This window comes from Pseudomonas sp. NFR16 (assembly GCF_900108875.1).
In the GTDB taxonomy this organism is placed as follows: Bacteria; Pseudomonadota; Gammaproteobacteria; order Pseudomonadales; family Pseudomonadaceae; genus Aquipseudomonas.
In genome coordinates this window covers 115,196-136,821 of sequence record NZ_FNYJ01000001.1, presented here as the reverse complement: position 1 = coordinate 136,821, position 21,626 = coordinate 115,196, and the positions used below count along the sequence as shown (strand labels likewise).

Here is a 21,626-nt window from a genome sequence, read left to right as displayed (position 1 = left end):
CACGCGGCCCAGGGTGCGACCGGTCAGCACGATGCAGTGCCATGGCTGGCTGTTACTCGAGCTTGGCGCGAAGCGCGCGACGTCAAGAATCTCCCTGACGATGTCGAGCGGCACGGGCTTGTCGAGATAGCCCCGCTTCGAGCGTCGCGCCTGAATCAATTGATCGATTGGAAATGTCTCGGCCATCTTTTCGGGCTGCTTGTAAAGGTCGATGAAATGGACACGCAGGCTTCACCTGGCTGGAGTTCAACCCGTAGGACCGGCTTTAGCCGGGAAGACGTCGGGCGTTACACCGCAGAATCCCAGCGTACTCACCGGCCTCTTCCCGGCTGAAGCCGGTCCTACTAAAACAACGCGTGCACTCAGGGGGACCGATTGGAGCCCCGATTTTGCAAACACATCGCGTGCACTCAATGGGACCGGCTGCAGTGCCGCCCCGTAGGACCGGCTTTAGCCGGGAAGATGTCGGGCGTTACACCGCAGAATCCCAGCGCACTCACCGGCCTCTTCCCGCCTGAAGCCGGTCCTACTGAAACATTGCGTGCACTCAGGGGACCGATTGGAGCCTCGATTGTGCAAAACATCGCGTGCACCCAATGGGACCGGCTGCTGTGCCGCCCGCATAGGACCGGCTCTGGCCGTGAGTCTAGATGCGGATCGGGGCTTGGAAATGCGCCGGTCGGAATGTTGCAATCAATGCCGTTGCGCCTTCAGGCGCTCTTGAGCCAACGCAGAAAACCGCCCTTTTTGATCTCGACCGGCTTTTGCAACAACAGCGACTGCCGCACGCCCTGTCGAAAAACCTGCAGCTTGTTCAACGCCGCTTTGAATTCGTCGCCCTGCTCCAGATACCCGCGCAACGTGGCTTTGTCGATGCGCAACAGCACGCAGCCAGTCAGGCAACGAAACTGCGCCCGTGAGCGCCCTTCTGCCAGCACCCCCTCCTCGCCCAGCACCTCGCCGGGGCCCATGCGCGCCGCCTCGATCAGCCGCTCGCCGTCATGTATGGACGCTGAGACAACGCCAGTGCTGATCACCATCAGGAAGTCGGAAACCTCGGCCAGCTCAAGCACCACATGACCGGCAGGGCACTCGATGACGCGCATGTCCTGAGCCAGTTGGTCACGCTGAATGGTGCTCAAGGAGCGGAAGATTTTCACGTCTTCCAGCAGCCACCGCTGCCGATCCCAGCGCTGCGTTTCCGAACCCTGCGCGCCTGGCCCGCCGGCGGAACTGCCAAGTTGTATGCCCGCCGCTTGCAGATGCCGATGAGCCAGGTCGAACAGGTGATTGCAGACCTCGGTGCGCTGGCTCAACGAGGCGATGAAACCTCGCGCTTCGTACTCGATGAATTCGGCGCCTGAGCTTTTCACCGATGCTTTGGCAGGGTGCGATGCGAGCAACTGACGCGTGCCCTGGCAAGCTCGCTCCAGCGCCTCGATCACCCGACCGGGACGCACGTGTGCCGAGACCTGCAGGGTGATGCTGACGCCATGGATGTCAACTGGACGACTGAAATTGAGGACCTTGGCGTTCGCCACAATCGAGTTCGGAATCACCGCCATGCTGCCGTGGGAGGTGATGAGGTGGGTCGCGCGCCAGTCGATGTCGACGACCTTTCCTTCGATGCTGTCGATCTGCACGTAATCGTCGACCTGATAGGGCTTGGTGGTGTTGAGCACGATGCCGGAGAACAGATCGCTCAGGGTGCTGCGCAGCGCCAGACCCGCAACGATCGCCATCCCCCCGGACGTCGCCAGCAGTCCCTTGACCGGCAATTGCATCACGTAACCCGCGGCGGCGACGATCGCGACCAGAAAAATCCCCGCGCCCAGAATGTCCTGAAACAGGCGCGCGGCATGTTCGCCGCGATTGAAGAACATCACGCTGAGCACAACGGTGAGCGTGCGCGCCGCGAAAAACCACCACAAGACGGCGAGCACCGTGCTCAGCATGTTCAGCGCCACATCGTCAGGCCACGGCGAGGGCTGCAGCGGGCTGACGCCTGCGGCAATGATCAACCAGGAAAACAGCAGCAAGAGCGTAATGCGCACCAGGGTTCGGCGCAGTATGCGAATGGCGGGCGTCAGATGCCACACCAACAGGTCAAGCGCGAGTAATGCGAACCCGGCAATCAGCGTGCAGAGTTGCGGAATGTCCAACATGGCGTCTCCCGGCCTTCCACGAACAAAGCCCGTCCCGGAAGAACCGGGACAGGCCAGTACACGATGTGTGCGGTCAAGCCACGGGGATCGAGGGATCTGCCGCCGCCAGCGCTGACGTCCGGTCAGCCGCCGGTGGATAGATCCACACCGAGTTGATCTGACGCTTGAGGGCTTTGGCTTCATCCTTGATCAGCTTGACCTGACGATCCCAGCCCTCGGTGTACACCGCGCCCCACTCGCCCAGGTCCAGGCAGGTGACGTATTTGGGCTGGCTGTAGGGTCGGGTCGGCGCGCCAATCAGCTCGGCAGCGACGTTGTTGCCTGCGTGCCGCCCCAGCGAGATCGCATGCTGGCAGGACATCGCGGCAAAGTGGCCCAGATCGTCGGTCGCGGCGTACGCGGTATCCCCTGCTGCATAGATGTCCGGCTGTCCGACCACTTTCAGGTTGTGGTCCACATACAGGCGTCCCAACGGATCACGCTCCCCCGGAATCTGCGCGGTCAGCGGGCTTGCACGGAAACCTACGGTCCAGATCACGGTGTGCGATTCGATGCGGCGACCGTCATCGAGTGTCACGCCCCCGGCATCGACGGCGGCGACGGTCGCGCCCAGGCACCACTCGATGCTCATCGCCTCGCTGGCCTGAGCGATGGACGGGCTGATCCCTTCGCCAAACGCCGCACCGATTTTCGCACCGCGCTCGACGACAATGACCCGAACGTTCGCCTCCTCGCCCAACACTGCACGCAGTCGATGCGGCATTTCCGTCGCGGTTTCGATCCCCGTGAACCCGCCGCCACACACCACCACGGTGTTGCGGGCGATGGAATCCGGCTGCCCGGCCAGCGCGTGCAAGTGCGCCTCCAGCCGGGCTGCTGCCTGGAGGGTATCGACGTCAAAGGCGTGTTCCGCGACGCCCTCAAGGTTTGGACGCAACACGTGGCTGCCGGTCGCCAGCACCAGCCGGTCATAAGCCAACGACTGGCGAGTGCCGCCTGCTTCGACGTATTCGACCGTTTTGCCGACCGGGTCGATCCTGTCTGCGGTGCCCTGCACGAATTTGACTCCCGTGGAATCGAACAACGCGTGCAATTCGGCTTTCATCTCGTGCACATCCGCTTCATAAAAACGCGGTCGGATGTGCAATTCGGCCTGAGGGGCCAAGACGCTGATCTGCACGTCCTGACGATCATTGAGGTCCAACTGCCGCGCAGCGCTCAACGCGCTCCATACCCCACCGAATCCAGCGCCAATGACCAGAATTTGTTGTTTCATCGTTTTGTGCTCCAGGCTGTTTGTACGCATGCTAGGAGCGTGGAAGAAACGGGTAAACGACATAAAACCCTGAAATTCTGCCAGCACAATGGCAGACGCCGATCCTGCGCCAGGAAGCCCGTTGCAGAGCCTTCAGCGAGAGAAACGCACGCGGTAGTCCCGAGGCGAAATCGCCAGATGACGCTGGAACGTCACGCGCATCCGCTCCTCGTCGCCGAACCCGCAGGCACAGGCAATCTGGGAGATGCTGCGGTCCGAATCTTCCAGCAGCCGTCGTGCGGCTTCGAGGCGAAAAACCTCCAGCGCCTTGGCCGGGCTGCGGCCGGTTTTCTGCTTGTAGACACGACTGAAATTGCGCGCGCTCATGTTGGCCTGGCGCGCCAGCGTCTCGACGTCCAGATCTTCGCGGCGCAGGTTTTCGGTCAGCCAGACATGAAACCCAGCGAAGGTGTCGCCATCGTTCATCTGCGACTGCAGCATCTCGCTGAACTGCGACTGGCCGCCCGGACGCTTCATGAACACCACCAGCTCACGGGCGACTTTCATGGCGATGTCGCGCCCGCAGTCCTCTTCGACCAGCGCCAGTGCCAGGTCGATACCGGCAGTGACGCCGGCCGAGGTCCAGATCATGCCCTGCTGGATGAAAATGGCGTCCTGATCGACTTCGACGGCGGGAAAGCGCGCCTTGAGCATGTCGCACATCGCCCAGTGCGTCGCAGCCCGCTTGCTGTTCAACAGCCCGGCCTGGGCCAGCAGAAACGCCCCGCTGCACACCGACGCGGTGCGCCGCACCTGGGGCGCGTGCTGCGCGATCCAGTCAATCACGTCGGGGTTGTTTTCCATCGCGATGAGGATTTCCGGCGAGCCCGGCACGATGATCGTGTCCACCGGCTCATCGACCAGCGAGGACAGTGTCCGGGTGTCGACCGCGACGCCCTCGGCCGTGGGCGTGATACCGCCCGCGATGCTGCCCGTCGGGCAGTGATAACCCGGCAAACCGAGCGCCTTCACCGCCCTGCTCGCCACCCAGAAGACCGTTTGCGCGCCCGTCAGGTCCAGCAGCCCGACCTGCGGATAGGCCACGAACAACACCGTGCGAGGACGACTGAACGGCGCCGAGAGCGCAGAACTGGTCATGAGGGATGTCTCCTGGAAACAAAACGTAGGCGCGGACAAATGCGCACATCAGTATTCATTGGATTGGCGGGCTTGTGTAGTGAGTGCGAGGGTGTCGCCCCAATCGCCGCGTCACCCCTGCAGCGATGACTGCCAGATGGATGAAACGGCGTGGGTGACGAGCGAAAGGACGACTGCGCGATCACGCGCCATCCGGACAACGCACCCGCGACCGGGTCCGCGAAGCAGCGGAGCGCCCCGGTCGTCTTGCCGCTTGAGCGGGTGTCAGTGGCGCGCGTAAGTGGGCGTGATCGTCGCCTTGCCGAGCACGTTCGCGTTGAGCATGTAGCCCACCAGCGCGCCACTGGCCTGTTCATCCAGCGGGAGTTTTTCCACCTTCAAGGCCCAGACCGTGAATTGATAGTGATGAGGTTTGTCACCCACTGGCGGACACACGCCGCCAAATCCCGGCTGACCATAATCGGTGCGCCCCTGAACTGCCCCGACGGGCAAATGGGCACCGGCCCCGCTTGGCAGGCGGTGGGTTGAAGCCGTCAGATTGAACACCGTCCAGTGCCACCAACCGCTCCCGGTCGGGGCGTCCGGGTCGTAGACCGTCACGGCGAAACTTTTCGTACCTTCGGGCGCATGACGCCATGACAACTCGGGCGATATGTTGCCACCCTCGCAGCCGAACCCGTTAAACACTTCACGACGGGTGAGCGAGCGGTTGTCGGCGATGTCGCGACTGGTAAGCGCGAAATCGGCGGCATGGGCGGTGAGCGATACCCCCAGGCAAACGGCTAGCGGGATCAGTTTTATCTTCATGGCGACCTCATCGAATGTCTGGACAACGAACACGGTAGGTCGTCCAGCCCTTGCGGGCACTCATACCAAGGCATGTTTTTTGAGGTGTCAGGTGAACAAAACCCAGCCCTGGCCGAGCGTCATCAATCCTGGCCCATCTCGACTGCAGGCCGAGCAAGCGGCGTGCACAGGACAAGCTTCAGCCGTCAACAGGTATGGATCGTCGGCGCAACGCTGACGACTGATCGGGCTGCCGGGAATTGGCATGAATTCCGGGGTTTATGTCGTTTGCCTGGCGCATCGGCTCTCTTAGACTTGATCGGGTTTTGCACCTGCACGCACGTCAACGGCAAGGCATTTCCAACTGCGGCACCGGACCCAAGGGCACCTTTCAGATGACCAGTCAGATGACTAGCACCATGACCAGCGAGACGGCCTGCGTCTACATCGTCGATGACGACCCGTTCTTGCGTGAGTCCCTGAGCAGCTTGCTGCGCTCCATCGGTTGGCGAGTCGAGCTGTTTGCTTCGGTAACGGAATTCCTCACGTTCAATAGACCTGACGTCACCAGCTGTCTGGTGCTGGACGTCAGGCTGCAAGGCATCAGCGGCCTGGACTTCCAGAACGAACTGGTGAAGTCCCGAGAGACGTTGCCAATCGTATTCATGACCGGTTACGGCGACATCGCGATGACGGTCAAAGCCATGAAGGCCGGCGCGGTGGATTTTCTGGCCAAACCGTTCCGCGAGCAGGACCTGCTGGACGCCGTCGGGCTGGCCTTGCGCAAGGATGCCGAACAGCGCGAAACCAGCAAAGGCCACACCGAGCTGATCAATCACTTCCGGACATTGAGCGCGCGCGAACGGCAGGTCATGGCGCTGGCCGCCTCTGGGCTGATGAATAAACAGATCGCCAGCGAAGTGTGCCTGAGCGAGATCACGGTGAAGATTCATCGCGCCAATGTCATGCGAAAAATGAACGCCAAAACCTTCGCGGAACTGGTGCGCATGGCCGAAGCCCTGAAACTGCGTCTCGACACTCAGCCCTCCTAGACGCAGGTGCAATCACCGATCGCAAGCCCGGGTAATCCATCGGTGCGCAGCCCGCGTCGTTGGCGCACCAAGCATTTGAGTGCTTCTCGACACCCTCAACTGAAAGGAACAGCCCAGCGCCATGCGTGGAAATGAATCGTTCAGGCAACGCACCTCCAGAGGTTTCAACCCCGCGTCTCGCGCCATCACCGCGCTCACTGGCCATGCGAATTCGGGTCCTCTTATCCACGTCAGCAAGAGTCGCTACGAAACCTGGCTGATCTGGGCCATCGGCCTGGTGGTGACTGCGGGCATCGCGGTGATCAACACCTCCCCTCACCATCGCGACATTGCCGCAACGGTAATCTACGTGACGCTGCTGTTGATGGCCGCCAACGTTTTCACGATCCGCACCGTCATCGGCGTATCGCTGCTGTGCATGGCGACGATTGTGGTGATGTTCTTCGTCGACCACGGTTATCAGGACTGGGATTCCTTCACCAGTTTCGTGCGGTGTCTGACGGCATTGTCGGCCATCGGGTTTCTCGCCGCGCGGGCCAAGCAGGCGTCCGATCATCTGCGCCAGCACCAGATCTATCTGACCGGCGCCCAGTGCCTGAGCCAGACCGGCAGCGTCACGTTCAGCGGTGTGACCGAACTCATGGCATGGTCAGAAGAAAGCGCGCGGATTTTCGAGTACCCGATCAATATTCCGGTATCGAAGTCAATGATCCTGGCGCGCACGCCGGTGGAAGATCACGGCCTGATTCATCACGTTTTCAACCTGGCAGCGCAGCGCGAGCCGCAAATCGAGATACGCCATCGCCTGCTCATGCCGGACGGCCGCATCAAGCACATCCACATGGTGGCCACCGCACTGTTCGTGCAGGACGATCGCGTCGAATACCTTGGCGCGGTCATGGACGTCACCGAGCGGATGCAGGCTGAAGAGATGCTGTACCGGACGCAGGCGCAGTTGACCCACATGTGCCGGGTGACCACGCTGGGTGAATTGACGGCGTCCATCGCTCATGAAGTCAATCAGCCGCTGACCGCCGTCATCAGCAGCGCCGATGGCTGTCGCCGTTGGCTGGATCGGCCGCAACCCGACATTGCCGAGGCCATCCGGGGTCTGCAGCGGATCAACGACAACGCACACCGGGCCAGCGAAGTCATCAGTCGGGTCAGGGCGCTGGCGCGTAAATCCGACCCGATCCGGCGCCCCGAACCGATCAACGAGATTGTCAGGGAATCCCTCGCGCTGTTGCAGTACGAAATGGCCCACAACCATATTCGTTCCCATCTGGACCTGACGGCGGAGGACTCATGGGTGTCGGCAGACCGCATTCAACTCCAGCAGGTGTTGATCAATCTGCTGGTCAATGCCCGGCAGGCCATGAGCGGCATCGAACAGAAGCGGCGAATGCTGCACGTCCGGACATTCGTCACGCCCTACGAGGTGATCGTCGAAGTGGCGGATTGCGGGCCGGGAATCGCGCCCGACATGCTGCCATCGCTGTTCACGCCCTTCTTCACCACCCGGGAAAGCGGGATGGGCATGGGCCTGTCGATCTGCCGGTCGATCATCGATTCTCATGACGGCAAGATATGGGCGCAAAACAACGCGGGCGGCGCCTCGTTCTTCATCTCGCTGCCCACCGTTCGACGGCCGTGGTGACCTGCGGGGGCGGCCTTGATGCGCATCGTCACCACCGTCCTCAGCTCTGCGGTGCATCCAGCAGCACCCAGAGCCGGGTGATCTTGCCATCGTTGATTTCTGCCACATCGACACCGCTGACAACGACCGGACCGTTGGCTGGGCCCGCCTGCCATTTCAGGTAACCCAGGCCGTGATGCCCCACCGCGATGCCAGTGGCTGCGAACGAGAAATCAGCGCCGAACTGTTCCAGCAGCGCGCCGGCGACGTCCGAAATCGCGGTCTGACCTTTGACGATCCCGGCCGGTTCATACAGTGTCGGCTCGGCGCAAAAGAGTTCAGCGATGGCAGCCTCGCGCAGGGCACGATCCCGCTCGTTGAACACCCGCGTCAGGTTGGCGCGTAGGAGCGCGTCGTAGTCAGGCTCGTTAGTCGTCTTATCAGTTGCAGAAGTCATGGTGTTTCCTGTTGGTTGGGCCGTAAACGTGAGTAAACAGGTTGTAGCAGCGCCGGAGGATTTGCACAGAGGGGCGGATGAGCGGCGCGCGGGTCAGCCTTAAGGGATCAACACAATCGAGCCAGTATGCTTGCGCGCCGCGATGGCGTGATGAGTCAATGCCGCCTCCTCCAGTCGATAGCGAGTGAGCTCCAGAGGCCCCAGTGCGCCCTCCCGAAACCGCTCGAACAATTCTGATGCGGCCGTGCCCTGGTTTTGCGCGTTGACGTATTGCGGCGTTGAGGGCTGGAGGTATCGGATGTTACGTGCGGCCAGCCGCGCGGGGTCCGCAGTGACGCCGCCCGACGCGTTACCGACGTGGATGAGATCGCCACCGTCGCGCAGCGCGTTGATCGAAGCATCCAGCGTCTGCCGACCGATCAGGTCGTACACCACATCCACGCCAAGCCCGCGGTTGGCGGCGTTGATCTGTCCAGCCAGATCCGGTTCATCCGAACGTAACACCGCATCGAGTCCCCAGCGCTCGACAATGTCTGCCTTGCTGGCGGACCCCACTGTCGCGATGACCCTGGCGCCCAGCGATTTCGCCCAACGTGCCAGCAAACTGCCGACCCCACCGGAGGCGCCGTGCACGACCACGCTTTCGCCGGCCTTGACCCTGTGCGCGTGCTTGACCAGCGCCCACGCCGTAAGCCCCTTAGACAGAAGCCCGGCAGCCTGTTCACTGGCGATGTCGTCGGGAAGCTTGATCAACGCGCTGGCGTCGATCACCCGGCGATCTGCGTAAGCACCGAACGCGAAGAAATAACCCACGCGATCTCCGACCTTCAGATGCTGCACGTCGCGCCCGACGGCCTCGACAACGCCTGCCGCCTCCACGCCCATGTTGAACGGAAGCGGCACCTTGAACGTGCCATCCCTGAACATCGTGTCGACGAAATTGACGCCGATGGCTTCGTGACGGATGAGCACCTGCTCACGGGAGGGCTGCTCCAGCTCGAAGGTTTCGTAATGAAGGACTGCGGGTGCGCCTTGCTGGTAAATCCGGATACGTTGAGTCATGGCCGCCTCGGCGATGGAAATGTTGTCAGTGAAAACCCAGGCCTGAGATCGAGCGGTGCCGCGCGCGATGAATGGCGGCACTGCTGACCGGATCATGGGTTCAGGAGCCGATCAGGCGCTCTGGCCGCCATCGACGTTGAGGGTCGCGCCGGTGATATAGGACGCCTCGGGCCCCGCGAGAAAGGCCACGGCAGCGGCGATGTCCTCTGGCTGACCGTAGCGACCCAATGCGGCCAGGCTGGCAAGGAACGGTGCATGGTCGGCGGTTTCAGGGTTCATCTCGGTGTTGATCGCGCCCGGCTGGACGACGTTCACGGTGATGTTCCTGGGCCCCAGGTCCCGGGCCCAGCCACGGGTGTAGGCCGCCACCGCCGCTTTGGTGGCGACATAATCGGCTGCGCCGGGGAAAGGCACGCGATCGGCGCCGGTGGTACCCAGCGAAATGATCCGCCCGCCGTCGCTCATCAGGCCGACTGCGGCGCGCACAGCAGTCACGACGCCACCGATGTTGATGGCTTGCTGACGATCGAACGCTGCGATGTCGGCGTCGGGATCGCCAACGGGGCCGGTGACAAAGACGCCAGCGCTGTTGACCAGGATATCCAGGCGACCGAAATGCTGATGGACCTGGCTGACCAGCCCAGTCACTTGCGCCGGGTTACCCTGATCAGCCTGAACGGCCAGCGCCTGCACGCCATGACGTTCTATGTCGGCGACCACGTGCTGCGCCTGCTCGGCGGATTTCGCGTAGCTGAATGCGACATGAGCGCCTTCTGCGGCGAGACGTTTTGCGATGGCGGCGCCGATGCCGCGAGAGCCGCCGGTGACCAGTGCCACCTTGCCTTGCAGTTGCTGAGTCATCTGTCTGATCTCCACTTGGAGCCTGCCGGAATGGCGGGCTTCGTTTCGGTGGAGCCAATGTATGAGATAGCCAGCGCGGGATAAATTAGCTAAAAAGGACACCACTGTTCCTTTAAACGGGCTAATGCCTGCTGACCCTATCTCGAAAGGCGAATCACCACGTGGACTATTTCACGGCTGTCAAAGCGTTTATTCAGGTGGTCGAGGCAGGCAGCTTCGTCAAGGCAGCGCAAACGTTGAGCCTGCCACGCAACACCGTCACCAAACACATCCAGTCGCTGGAAGCCCACTTGCGCGTCAAGCTGCTCAACCGCACCACGCGGCGCATTTCGCTGACCAATGATGGCACCGCATATTACGAGCGCATGGTGCGGGTGGTGGATCAGTGGCTGGAGGCGGAGTCGGACCTGGTGAGCACCCAGGCTCGCCCCCACGGGCGGTTACGGGTAGACATGGGCTCGACCATGGCGACCATGCTGGTGTTGCCGGCGTTGCCGGAATTCCAGAAGCGCTACCCGGAATTGCAGTTGGACATCGGCGTGAGCGACAGGCCCGTCGACCTGCTCGGTGATCGGGTCGACTGCGTCATTCGCGGCGGCACCTTGAGCGATCCATCGCTGATCGCCAGACGTCTGGGTAGCCTCAAGTTCGTCACCTGCGCGACGCCGGCCTATCTGGCCCGCCACGACACACCGCTGCACCCGACCGACCTTGAAACGAACCACCAGATGGTTCGCTACTTTTTCGCCGGCACCCAACGACGCCTGCCGGTGGAGTTCGTCAGAGGCGAGGAGCGCATCTCGGTGGACGCCCATTACTTTGTCTCGGTGAACGACTCCAACGCCCTGCTCGCTGCCGCGCTCGCGGGTATGGGAGTGTTGCAGACGCTGATGTTCATGGCCGAACCGCATTTCAAGTCTGGCGCACTGATTCCACTGCTCGAAGACTGGTCGCTGGAGCCGAACCCGATCTACATCGTCTACTCCCCCAACCGACACCTCAGCGCCCGCGTCAGGGTCTTCGTGGAATGGCTGGTCGAGCTGTTCGAGGCGAAGGGGTTGCGTTGACACACTGCACACGAGCTTGAGGCGCAGGTTTGAAGCGTGGGTGAGCGGCTGGGGTGGTTGTTATCGGTGGTTTTGATTGCGGTGGGCCAGGAGCGCGCTCGATCCACGAAGACAGACCGGGGATACGGCCGCGCTTTGGAGCAAGCCGCTAAAGGCCAGGAACGGTCACTGTCTTGTCGCTGAAAACAAAGACCCCTCCAGTTCATTAGCTCTCAACGCGCTGATAGGATTAACTCATCAATCAAACTGAGTTCTCTCCATGCTACGGATTGCAGCCCTCTCAATTTTCATGACCATCCTTTCATTACCCGCATTTGCACAAGAACAATTTCAGTGCGGTGGCGCAACTGTCACCATCGCGGTGGACACGACCATGCCATTGCGCTCTACAGAAGGCGCAGACGTTATCCTCCGAGTTGAACGAGGCCCACGCTCAACAATCTTGCGGTATAGCAATGTGGATTTCGTGGGCGGTCAATGCGACGCCGATGCGGATCATGCTAGCCGAATCATTTATCAGGCCGTATGCGCCGGTAGCGGTTGCCATGATTTGTCGAACTGGGGAGTGATTAACCCTGATAGCCTTCAAGCGCTGCTCGTACCTTCGGACGACAGCCTTGAGCAGGCCATAGCCCTGCTTGGGCATAAGCCAGCGCTGAAAGACAAACCAATGAGTGTGAGCCTTGAGGCACACCGCCTCGGACTACCGATTCCGTAACCCTCAAGCGATATACCCGATTTGGGTAGGAAGCCTTCCCCCAAGATCCAGCTGCCCTAGGGCTGAGCCAGATCGGATGTACGGCCACCGGCGCGAATAGCTGAACCATCTGGGTTCATAGCATCCTCATCCCGGCGGCTTGGGTAGTTCAGAGAGGTTAGAGGTAGATTCAGGCTGTTCGGCTTGTTGAACGCCGTCCAATCAAGAGTGAGCGGCTACTCTGGGTCGGCAGCTGTCAGTTGCAAGCGTCGCAGCTGGTGTCGCGACTCCAGGAAACGTGGGCAGGAAAAATGGGCGTCCATCCACAATGTTAAAGCGCTGGTTCTCGATGCCGATACCTTCCTCTGATTACAAACGCTTGATGGCCCCCGGCCAAAAAACCAAGGAAGAATCATGCGCAAGCACCACCTGATAGCCGCTCTCTTTTCCGTCACGCTTGGCGGATGTGCCTCAACGCCCCATGCTCCTATGGCTATGATCGACTACAGCCGCCAAACTTACGAAGGCACTAGGTACGAGAAACCTGCAGTAGATGCGGCCATCCAACAAGCCACCTTCAGGACAGATATCGATGGCTGCGAAGCCGATGCCAACCGACACTACGAGGAATCCACCGCTCGCAGTGGCCAACTCTCGCAACTGTATGCCCAACCGCTGTCCCCTCAAATCCTGGCAAAACTGAAACGGATCGAAGTAAACGTGTGCATGGCCGGTGATAAACAGTCGTCAAATATAGGCAAGGGGTGGACAGCTATTCATCCGGGTTGAGACGATCCTTGCTTTGATTTAAGAAGCTTCCTCGGATGTGTAGGGGTAGGCCTGAAGAAATGCTATTGGCCGATTTATGCCACTCATGACAGGCAGAAATCGGCCAGAAGCCGACCCCACTCAGAAGGCGAATGATACCCTGTGTCAATCACTGATCAAGGCCGTCACATGGAAATATCGCCGCACTTCATCATTCACCAGTCAGCGAATTGGGTTGTAAATCACCGCACCGACAGCGCGTTGCCTGGCTATCTGATGCTCAGCGCAAAGCAGATGACCAACTCACTGGCGGAACTTCCGGCTGAGGCATTGACTGAGCTTGGGCGGTTACAGGCGAAAATCCAACTCGCTATCGAAACGCATCTGCATCCGAAATGCTTGTACATCGGCCGCTTCGGTCATGACGCGGGATACTCCATCCATTTTCACTTCATCCCAATCTATCTGTGGATCGAAAATCTGTTCTGGAAAGATCAGAGATACAGGTCGCTCCAAGCATTTGGCTCACGCCCCAACGCCGTGTCTCAAACAGACGGTGCAGAGTTGACCCTTTTTGTCTGGCGCGAGTTTTGTGAGCGCCCTGACCCGCCGGCGATACAGGGGCCATCCGTTGACGAAACCGTCAACCTACTGCGTAAAGAATTCGCGCGTGATGCGTTGATTGTTGAGCATCGGTAGGTGGGTGTGGCTGCTATGGGGCGAAAGCAATCTCTGGAGACGGACCACTACAGCCGGGAGCGGACGTGGGGACTACACCAGCGTGCAAAGCATATCCATAAATATCGGCCCCGATAGATCCCGCACAGCACCATCGTCAGCTACAAAGCAATCCGCAGCGCCCAGCGAACGACTCTTGCTCATGCACAGGGATGTCCGACCTGCACTGGATTATGCAGCAAAATATCCAACCACCGGCGCGTCACCGCACAGTTCGACTGTCTGCTGATAGCCATCAACCTCCAGCGCTCCGGCAGCGTGGTCGTGAGCAAGACGATATGCCGCGTTATAGCAATTTCGTTGCGTGAAAATTCTATTCATACGCACCCGCGATAGTTGTGAACGGTGCGTATACGTCGGCTGTCCGCCTTAAAGAGATAGTCATGACGGGCGGCAGACAGCTCCTCCTTTAGGTTACGATTCCGGTTCACGTCATCGATCCGTGATGCTCCCTGAATTCCAAAGGTGACTCGCCAATGAAACTTGATCAGCAGATCCTGCAAGATTTCGGCCCGTCTGTTTTCCAGAGACCTCTGTTTTACTCCTATCCAGCAGGGCTGCGATTCCGACTCTCAGAGTCAGGAAATGCACTTGAACTGTTTCTCTTGGCGTTGCGCAGGGCGACACTGATCTGCAAGGACATATTCGCTGATGATCCTATCGTCGCTTGTCTACGAAAGCACTCTGGCACGGGCCATTTTGAGCATCGAAGGACGCTCCAATCCTTGGCGTCGGCCGGCGTTTCAATCCCGAATCAGCGATCCATCTGGAGCGAGGAGATAGATCCAGAAGAGTGGCTGCACGAGACATCGCCCGAGTGTTGGCTTTACCTGTCGTTTGAGGTTTCTGCATCGCTGCTTGAAACGCTGCTGTGGTGCGCGCTAGCGAAGGATTTTCGCAAGATTCAACCCAACCCTGGCTGCGACGTTTATCTGTTCAACTTGCAGAAAAAGGTCGTGGTTTTTCCCTATGACGACAGAGGTATGGACGTTGTTGGTCCTAACCGTGAACTGCTGTCGGTCTTATACAAGAAGCATCAGTCATATCTGCTGGATGGCGACCGACACGCGATGGAGATTAGCTTTAACTCTCCCTGAGCGAACTGATACCGCGTGGGATTTGAATACCGTGGAACTTCGGCAGGCCTTGGTTGGGAACTGGCAGAGATCGGCCAGAAGCGGACACCTGCCGAGCAGCAAACGAAATGTGTTCAGGCCTTCACGGTCTCAACGGTGCCTTGATATTTGTCGGCATGACCCAGCGTACCGTCCGGATAGAGCAGCCAACCCTCCCAACCCAACAGGGGCGCACCAGCTGTCTCTAGCATTTGCAGTGCCGTAATCGCATGGACATAGGGAAGAACCAGTTCGCTCTGAGATACAGACAGTTGCTGCAAGCCAGCTAGTGTCATTAGATAATTCTTATGTTTGGATGGCAACGATCTGCTTCTTCAGAGAATATCCGTCATCTCCTCATTGCCTATCGCCAATGAAAAGAGCCTAACACCCCCTTTAGAGCTAAAGATTGGATCCTCACAATCGCGCCATCTCGTACTCAACTCCTTTCAGAGGCAGCTTCCGGTCGAAAACTGCTACTCAGTGAAGGTGGAAAAGCCCCAGGATCAAGCCCGAAGCTTTCTCACCGTCGGCCTCGTACAAGCCATGCAATCGGGCCTGGTCGGTGAGTTTGTGAAGGCTGAAGTGGTTGTAAAATGCTTGCCCCAATCGCTGATGCTCGAAGCTCCCTTGGCTCCAAAGCAGGACGAATTCCTCATAAGCGGCGCGTTCGATCTGCAACGAGGAATCACTTCCCATGTCAGCCACCCATCGGTAAAAAAAGCCCAACCACATCGACCGCCTATCGATCTTTCAAGCTCGGTGTTTCCAGTCAGATAGTCAGCCATAGACCAGCCTCAGCCGCACAAATCGACACCCACCCATTGAGCTCGATTCAGCAAGCATCCAAGATATCCCGTCCAGCCGCCGCCCCACTCAACACCACAAGGACACCCATGCTCACTTCTCTTGTGCTGCAGGGCCAGCCGGCCACACCCGAACCATCCGAAGCGTTAGTTCCCTGGTGGAGTTTCACGAAGACGGTTCTGGCTGTTACAGCGCTTTCATTGGTGCGTGATGGGTTTGTTGAATTGGATACGACGGTTCTCGGCCAGCGTTTTACGTTGCGCCAGTTGCTGCGGCATGAGGCGGGTCTGGCCGATTACGGCGAACTTGCGGAGTATCACGCCGCCGTTGCGAATAAAGAACGCGCGTGGTCGGCAGATGAAATGATGCAACGCCTTGACGGCCTTCGCCTTCGATACGAACCCGGGAGGGGCTGGCGTTATTCCAATGTGGGCTATTTGCTGATTGGCAGGCTTATCGAACAGCTGACTGACCTGCCCCTTGAGGAAGCCGTGGCTCAGCGGGCATTGACGCCTCTCGGTCTGTACGACGTTCGCTTTGCGAGAAGGCAGGCAGACCTGCAAACGACGGTACCCGGAATCCCCGCAGATTACGATCCCGCCTGGGTTTACCACGGATTGCTCATCGGTTCCGTGTCGCACGCAGCGCGGTTCCTGGATCGACTTTTCCACGCAAATCTGATTTCCCGCGAGTTGCTTGAGCAGATGCAAACAGTACGAGCGCTGGGTGGCCCGATTGCTGGACGCCCTTGGATCAGCCCGGGTTACGGTCTGGGCGTCATGAAAGGGTCAGTCGGCGGCAAATGGTCTCTCTGTGGACACACAGGATGCGGACCGGGCAGTGTCATCGCCGTTTACCGCGTGGTCGCCGGGGAGACGTCGGCCTGCTGTGCTGCATTTGACGCAGGCGCCACTGAGGGAGATGTGGAAAACATCGTGACCGAGCGACTGATAAACGCTGTGCGACCTCACGCGACCTGAGGTCACTGTCACCTGGCGCGGCCTCTAGGCGATGCCTGGGAGCGACGACCCTCGCTCCTGCCCCATACCGGGGCCTTCCATGCCCATTGCGCAGAAGCTCGATCGACGAACGCGTTGGCGACCGCGGACTCAGCTCATCCTCTGCACAGCAGATGCATCAGTCAACACCGCAGACCGGCCACCTTCAGCAAAATCCGGGAATTTTGCAGCCGGTCATACCGACTCACTCACGGTTGAGTCAAAAACCGGACTGAACGATCAACGACCTCTTCCAGCCGAGTGTCCATCGCAAAATGCCCGGCGTCGAGAATTTCGATTTGCGCGCTGGGAACATCGCGTTTGAAGGCATAGGCGCCCTCGACGAGGAACGCCGGATCATACTTGCCCCAAAGCACTAAAGTGCGAGGCGCGTGGCTTCGCAACCATGCCTGCCAGACCGGATACGCTGCGATGTTGGTGCGATAGTCGTAGATCAGTTCCATCTGGATGGCGGCCTCACCAGGACGGTTGAGAAAAGCCACTTCGTCCTGCCAGAGGTCGGGATCGTAGGCACTCACATCCGGGTCGGTTCCGATATGACGCGCTCGCGTCAGTTCGACCGATAGGTGCGCGGCTTGAAGCTTGGCTTCGTGGGCCGAACGGTTTTCCCAGTAGGCTTTTCGGGTCTCCCACATCTTGCCCAGACCTTCTGTGTAAACGTTGCCGTTCTGGAAGATCATCGCAGTCACTGCGTCAGGTCTGCTCATGGCGAGACGCATGCCCACCGGTGCGCCGTAATCCTGCATGAACAGCGCGTACTGCTTGATGCCTACGGTGTCAGTGAAGTGCTCCATCAATTGCGCGTAATGATCGAAGGTGTAGCTGAACTGGCCCGGTGGCGGTGCGTCACTGTTGCCAAAGCCTGGGTAATCGGGCGCGATCAAGTGGAATCGATCCCCCAAGCGCCGCATCAGTGCGTCGTACATCCGCGAGGAACTGGGGACGCCGTGCAACAGCAGCACCGCAGGAGCGTTGCGATCACCTGTTTCGCGGTAGGCAATCTTCACCCCGTCCACCACAACATCGCGGTAAGCCATCTGAGGCGATCTCTTTACTGAAGCGTCGGCGAATACCTGGCCCAGGCCAAATACCCATGAAAGCATCAAACCCACGAATATTCTTGCGCGCACTGACATGTCTGCAGCTCCTGAATCGCACCGTCGATGGATGTGCCGAACTTGCTTCTGGACGAGCAAATCCGCGTTGGCTGAATCATCCATGCTTGCGCTTTCGATAAGAAGCCAGGCGGGTGGCAATGCATCGTTTCGCTAACTGAAATGGTAATTCGCCCGCGCGACAATTCCTTGAACAGAAATGCGCGGAGCCCCGCAGACGAGTCCGTCATTGCACTTCTGCAGTCTGGATGGGTGCTTGCTGAGCGTTGAGGTACTCGTGCGGGTGCAGGTCGATCGGCACAGCCTACTCTGTCCACCGAAATGCATGGAGGAGAGCTGCCGGTTGAAGATACCGATGTAAAGAGGACGTGAGCGGCATTGCAGTACGCATCATCTGACGCCTCCACAATGCCGCTTGATCGTCGGCTCAAGCCATGAAACTGGCCATCACGCTGCCGGCTTCAGAACCACTTTGGTCCAACCCTCATCTCGCGCGTCAAAATGCTTGTACGCATCAGGCCCCTCGGCCAGCTTGAGGCTGTGGGAAATGATCTGCGAAGGTTTCGCGCGGTCATGGTGAATCAGCTCCGCAAGCCGACGGTTATAGGCCTTCACGTTGGCCTGACCGGTGCGAATCTGCTGCCCCTTGAACCAGAAGGCGCCGAAATCAAAGGCCATCTTCCCTTCTTTGGCAAGTTCGTTCTGCGCGCCTGGATCCTGAGGTACGAACACGCCGACGACGCCAATACCACCCGTGGCTTTGGTCGAGGCAACCAAGTTGTTCATGGTCAGATGGTTAGCTTCATGACCATGTTTGTCACAGCACTGGTATCCCACACATTCACAACCTCGATCAGTACCTCTGCCGTGAGTCAGATTGAGTATCTGGTCCACCGCTTCTTTTTCCAGCGCGTTGATGGGCGTGGCACCCATTTGTGCCGCGAGTTGCAATCGGTCCGGATGATTGTCGACGACGAACACCTGCGAAGCGCCTTTGATCATGGCGGCATGGGCGGCCATCAGACCCACCGGGCCCGCACCATAAATGGCGATGCTCTCGCCCGGCATCAGGCCAGCCAACTCCGTTGCGTGCCATCCGGTAGGGAAGATATCGGACAGCATCACGTAGTCGTTTTCTTTTTCCTGCGCATCCTCCGGCAGTACGAGGCAGTTGAAGTCTGCATAGGGCACTCGTAACAGTTCCGCTTGACCGCCTTGATAAGGCCCCATATCGGCAAAGCCATATGCCGCTCCGGCAGTGCCGGGATTGGCCGTGAGGCAAAATCCGGTCAGACCCTTTTCACAGTTTTCGCAGAAACCGCAGCCGATGTTGAACGGCAGACAAACGCGATCGCCGACTTTGATGCGGTCTACGCCGGCACCGACTTCGATGACTTCCCCTAGGTTCTCGTGGCCGAAGACTCGACCAGTTTCCATGGAGGTACGGCCCTCGTACATGTGCAAGTCAGAGCCGCAGATATTGGTGGTAGTAATGCGCACGACTGCGTCGGTGGGCTTTTCGATCCTGGCGTCGGGGACATTTTGCACGCTCACGTCGCGTGGCCCGTTGTACACAATGGCTTTCATAGTATTCTCCCGTTCAAAATTGAATTGGATTCGTTTACTACTTCGTTTACTACTTCGTTTACTACAAGGCATTTGGCTAGGCAGTCCGACCATAAGATCAAAGATCCGGGCGACTACCGGACCGGCGGTGAAGATCGGACCGAAGAGCATCTGGACATCGCCATGATCCAGGGATCAATTGCGCTGCCGACCCCATCAACACTCGCCTGTAGAGCAGGCGATCACGCTCGGCGCAAGCACGATCATTTGCTGGAGTCGTGCGTAGGCATTCATCACAGACCATTGCCTTCGACGCGGCCGCGACCCGGGCAACGGGATTCAGCCCACTGAGGTTTAGTCAACTCCTTGGCAGAAGTCCTTTCTCTGCCAATCCCTTCAACGCACCAACCAGGATCTCTTCGTTGTTCACCACTTCCGTGAAGCCTGCACGACGGATCTTGTTCATGTCCGAAATCATGTCGAATTCGGTATTGAAGACGAAATCTCCGAACGGCCACCCGACGAGCTTTTCATAAGGCAATGGGTTCAGCCGGTGCTTGGCTGCCAGCCGCTCCCAGTCCCCGGTTTTACCGGGCATGTGCTTTGCGAGAGAGAACGGCTGAGGCGTGGCGACATCCATGTTCAGCGCGTCGGCGACCCTGGTCCAGATGCGCTCCCAGCGAAACGGCTCGCCCACCAGATTGAAGGCCTCATTACGCGCCGTCGGTGCGACGGCAGCCCACAGGCTGGCACGGGCCAGCCAATGCGCGTCGGTGACCTGAGCGACGACCTCTCTGTAAGTGCGCATGGAACCAGGAAAACGCAGCGGTACGCCTGCCTGTTTGCTCAGTGCGGCGAAAACTCCAATGACCATTGCGATGTTCATCGGGTTGCCGGCGATGTCGCCGACCACTACATCCGGTCTGAGGATGCTCCAGTCCAGGCCGTCGCTGGCCTGTCTTTCTCTGAGCAAATCCTCTTGAGCATAGTAGAAATTGGCAGCCACGTGGCGCGGATCATCTTCATAGAAAGGTGCAATGCCTGCGCCCAAATGCACGCCATACACTTTGGCCCCTTGATAATGCACCACCCGCTGTAACGGAGCCCCATTCGCCTTCAATGCGTCCAGGACGTTTCTGAGCATCACGGTGTTGATTTCAGACTCGCGCGCCAGATCCGGATCGGCTTGCAACGCCGCATAGAACACATGTGTAGTATCCGAAGCGGCCTTGAGCGCCAGACGGGTTGCCTGCGCATCGCTCAGGTCACAATCGATGGCTTCGACTCCCGGCAGATCCGTTTTACGCAAAGCCCGCACGGACCAGTCAGGCACGCTGTGCAGCGTCTCGACCAAAGCGCTGCCAATGATTCCGCTCGAACCAACGACCAGTGCTACGAATTCATCGCTCATTTCAAAATTCTCGTGTTGAAGTGGAAAGGATCAGCAGGCGGCGGAACGGGCTTTGCGAGGTCCGGCGGTTATGGCAAACGCGTGGCAACAGCGGGTCAATGCTTGTTGATTTCGGATGAAATTGTGATTGACGGTCTGGATTCGATCTCATCTCCAGGACAAAGGGCGGGCACCTTATCAGCGAGTGACGGCTTCGAGTGGGCAGCGTCTTCCCTGATCGCAATTGCGCTTATATTCGCCTGATCGGTCTCGCGTTCAGTACCGGCGCAGAGGTTCCTGAGAAGTATTGAGAAACAGTCGAAGCAAGGGGCTCGAACAGACTGCAAGCGGGCCCAAGCCCCACGAGAGAAGACGATAGCGGAGCCAGGCTCCGCCATCGCTTGGCAGATATCAGCTACGGCCACCGCCGTGACTGTTTTGTCCGCCTTTTTTGCCAGCTTCCGAGGCTTTCTCTCGGTCGTTGCTGAAACTGCCTCCAGAGGCTTGACCGCCTTTTTTGCCAGCTTCAGACGCCTTCTGACGATCGTTCGAGAAATTACCTGGATTGTTATTTCCGGTGTTAGCCATGATAGCTCTCCAATCATTAATGAACGCTCGCTTACGACGAGCATAAATTCTGAACGTCGAACGACCACGGGGTTTAATTGACCTTAGCAAGAAACGACGAACGGATAGACACCCCTTAATTCGTTGAAAATAGAGGACTATTTCAGAGCGCCCTTCGCGAAACGCCCTTGCTGGCGCTATATCTCCATGCGTTGACAGTGAACCTCGACTTCAGTCACCGGTTGCCACCATACGGCCGCTACTTGATGAATCGCCCGTGTAAGGCGTAGCGGTTCTTCCACTGCCATGGGCTCCGATAAACTGATGGTGCGCAGGAGACGCTGC

20 protein-coding genes and 1 pseudogene are annotated in these 21,626 nt (G+C 59.0%); 8 read left to right on the top strand and 13 right to left on the bottom strand.

The annotated features are described in order from the left end of the window. Positions 1-18 precede the first annotated feature (18 nt). The 5 genes and pseudogenes from BMZ10_RS28120 to BMZ10_RS00640 form a co-directional block, all read right to left on the bottom strand. A pseudogene (locus BMZ10_RS28120) lies at positions 19-186 on the bottom strand (nitroreductase family protein); the annotation flags it as partial. 524 nt (positions 187-710) lie between these two features. Beyond that, on the bottom strand, positions 711-2,165 hold the full coding sequence (locus BMZ10_RS00655) for a mechanosensitive ion channel family protein (RefSeq protein ID WP_093458143.1): 1,455 nt from the start codon (positions 2,163-2,165) through the stop codon (positions 711-713). A 73-nt stretch (positions 2,166-2,238) separates the two neighbouring features. Then, positions 2,239-3,441, bottom strand: coding sequence for an NAD(P)/FAD-dependent oxidoreductase (locus tag BMZ10_RS00650; protein WP_093458142.1), 1,203 nt, complete (start codon positions 3,439-3,441; stop codon positions 2,239-2,241). 132 nt (positions 3,442-3,573) lie between these two features. Beyond that, positions 3,574-4,578 (bottom strand): GlxA family transcriptional regulator, encoded by a 1,005-nt coding sequence (locus tag BMZ10_RS00645; RefSeq protein WP_093458141.1) that lies wholly within the window; start codon positions 4,576-4,578, stop codon positions 3,574-3,576. Between the two features lie 264 nt (positions 4,579-4,842). Beyond that, positions 4,843-5,385, bottom strand: coding sequence for a kinase inhibitor (locus tag BMZ10_RS00640; protein ID WP_093458140.1), 543 nt, complete (start codon positions 5,383-5,385; stop codon positions 4,843-4,845). A gap of 386 nt (positions 5,386-5,771) precedes the next feature. Between BMZ10_RS00640 and BMZ10_RS00635 the strand changes: the two genes are divergently transcribed. Further along, positions 5,772-6,416, top strand: coding sequence for a response regulator transcription factor (locus tag BMZ10_RS00635; protein ID WP_093459856.1), 645 nt, complete (start codon positions 5,772-5,774; stop codon positions 6,414-6,416). Positions 6,417-6,537: 121 nt separating this feature from the next. Continuing rightward, positions 6,538-8,073, top strand: a complete 1,536-nt coding sequence (locus BMZ10_RS00630) for a sensor histidine kinase (RefSeq protein WP_093458139.1) — start codon at positions 6,538-6,540, stop codon at positions 8,071-8,073. Between the two features lie 40 nt (positions 8,074-8,113). Here BMZ10_RS00630 and BMZ10_RS00625 read toward each other — a convergent pair whose 3' ends face one another. From BMZ10_RS00625 to BMZ10_RS00615, 3 genes are all read right to left on the bottom strand, one after another. Continuing rightward, positions 8,114-8,509, bottom strand: coding sequence for a nuclear transport factor 2 family protein (locus BMZ10_RS00625; RefSeq protein ID WP_093458138.1), 396 nt, complete (start codon positions 8,507-8,509; stop codon positions 8,114-8,116). A 99-nt stretch (positions 8,510-8,608) separates the two neighbouring features. Next, positions 8,609-9,571: a quinone oxidoreductase family protein gene (locus BMZ10_RS00620; protein ID WP_093459854.1), complete on the bottom strand. Its 963-nt coding sequence runs from the start codon at positions 9,569-9,571 to the stop codon at positions 8,609-8,611. Between the two features lie 111 nt (positions 9,572-9,682). Continuing rightward, the gene (locus BMZ10_RS00615; RefSeq protein WP_093458137.1) at positions 9,683-10,432 is read right to left on the bottom strand and encodes an SDR family NAD(P)-dependent oxidoreductase; all 750 of its coding nucleotides are present in this window, start codon (positions 10,430-10,432) and stop codon (positions 9,683-9,685) included. Positions 10,433-10,593: 161 nt separating this feature from the next. Here BMZ10_RS00615 and BMZ10_RS00610 point away from each other — a divergent pair, with 161 nt between their 5' ends. The 5 genes from BMZ10_RS00610 (at position 10,594) to BMZ10_RS00590 (ending at position 14,799) form a co-directional block, all read left to right on the top strand. Then, entirely contained in the window at positions 10,594-11,499 is a 906-nt protein-coding gene (locus BMZ10_RS00610; protein WP_093458136.1) for a LysR family transcriptional regulator, read from the top strand. A 259-nt stretch (positions 11,500-11,758) separates the two neighbouring features. Continuing rightward, positions 11,759-12,217, top strand: a complete 459-nt coding sequence (locus BMZ10_RS00605; protein ID WP_093458135.1) for a hypothetical protein — start codon at positions 11,759-11,761, stop codon at positions 12,215-12,217. A 393-nt stretch (positions 12,218-12,610) separates the two neighbouring features. Then, positions 12,611-12,985: a hypothetical protein gene (locus BMZ10_RS00600; protein WP_093458134.1), complete on the top strand. Its 375-nt coding sequence runs from the start codon at positions 12,611-12,613 to the stop codon at positions 12,983-12,985. 168 nt (positions 12,986-13,153) lie between these two features. Next, complete coding sequence (locus BMZ10_RS00595) at positions 13,154-13,663, top strand: HIT family protein (protein ID WP_093458133.1); 510 nt, start codon at positions 13,154-13,156, stop codon at positions 13,661-13,663. A 515-nt stretch (positions 13,664-14,178) separates the two neighbouring features. Further along, positions 14,179-14,799, top strand: coding sequence for a DUF3885 domain-containing protein (locus tag BMZ10_RS00590; RefSeq protein ID WP_093458132.1), 621 nt, complete (start codon positions 14,179-14,181; stop codon positions 14,797-14,799). A 498-nt stretch (positions 14,800-15,297) separates the two neighbouring features. On the opposite strand, the gene BMZ10_RS00580 is transcribed toward BMZ10_RS00590, so the two are convergent. Further along, positions 15,298-15,516 carry a hypothetical protein gene (locus BMZ10_RS00580; protein WP_093459851.1) on the bottom strand — a complete coding sequence of 73 codons (219 nt, stop codon included), beginning with the start codon at positions 15,514-15,516 and terminating at the stop codon, positions 15,298-15,300. A 197-nt stretch (positions 15,517-15,713) separates the two neighbouring features. Here BMZ10_RS00580 and BMZ10_RS00575 point away from each other — a divergent pair, with 197 nt between their 5' ends. Next, complete coding sequence (locus BMZ10_RS00575; protein WP_093458130.1) at positions 15,714-16,604, top strand: serine hydrolase domain-containing protein; 891 nt, start codon at positions 15,714-15,716, stop codon at positions 16,602-16,604. A 227-nt stretch (positions 16,605-16,831) separates the two neighbouring features. Here the strand turns inward: BMZ10_RS00575 and BMZ10_RS00570 are convergent, their stop codons facing one another. From BMZ10_RS00570 to BMZ10_RS00555, 4 genes are all read right to left on the bottom strand, one after another. Continuing rightward, on the bottom strand, positions 16,832-17,680 hold the full coding sequence (locus BMZ10_RS00570) for an alpha/beta fold hydrolase (protein WP_093458129.1): 849 nt from the start codon (positions 17,678-17,680) through the stop codon (positions 16,832-16,834). A 525-nt stretch (positions 17,681-18,205) separates the two neighbouring features. After that, positions 18,206-19,345 carry a glutathione-independent formaldehyde dehydrogenase gene (locus BMZ10_RS00565; RefSeq protein WP_093458128.1) on the bottom strand — a complete coding sequence of 380 codons (1,140 nt, stop codon included), beginning with the start codon at positions 19,343-19,345 and terminating at the stop codon, positions 18,206-18,208. A gap of 337 nt (positions 19,346-19,682) precedes the next feature. After that, the gene (locus tag BMZ10_RS00560; RefSeq protein WP_093458127.1) at positions 19,683-20,735 is read right to left on the bottom strand and encodes an SDR family oxidoreductase; all 1,053 of its coding nucleotides are present in this window, start codon (positions 20,733-20,735) and stop codon (positions 19,683-19,685) included. A gap of 390 nt (positions 20,736-21,125) precedes the next feature. After that, a complete protein-coding gene (locus tag BMZ10_RS00555; RefSeq protein WP_093458126.1) occupies positions 21,126-21,302 on the bottom strand; it encodes a con-10 family general stress protein in 177 nt (58 codons plus the stop codon). Between the last annotated feature and the right edge of the window lie 324 nt (positions 21,303-21,626).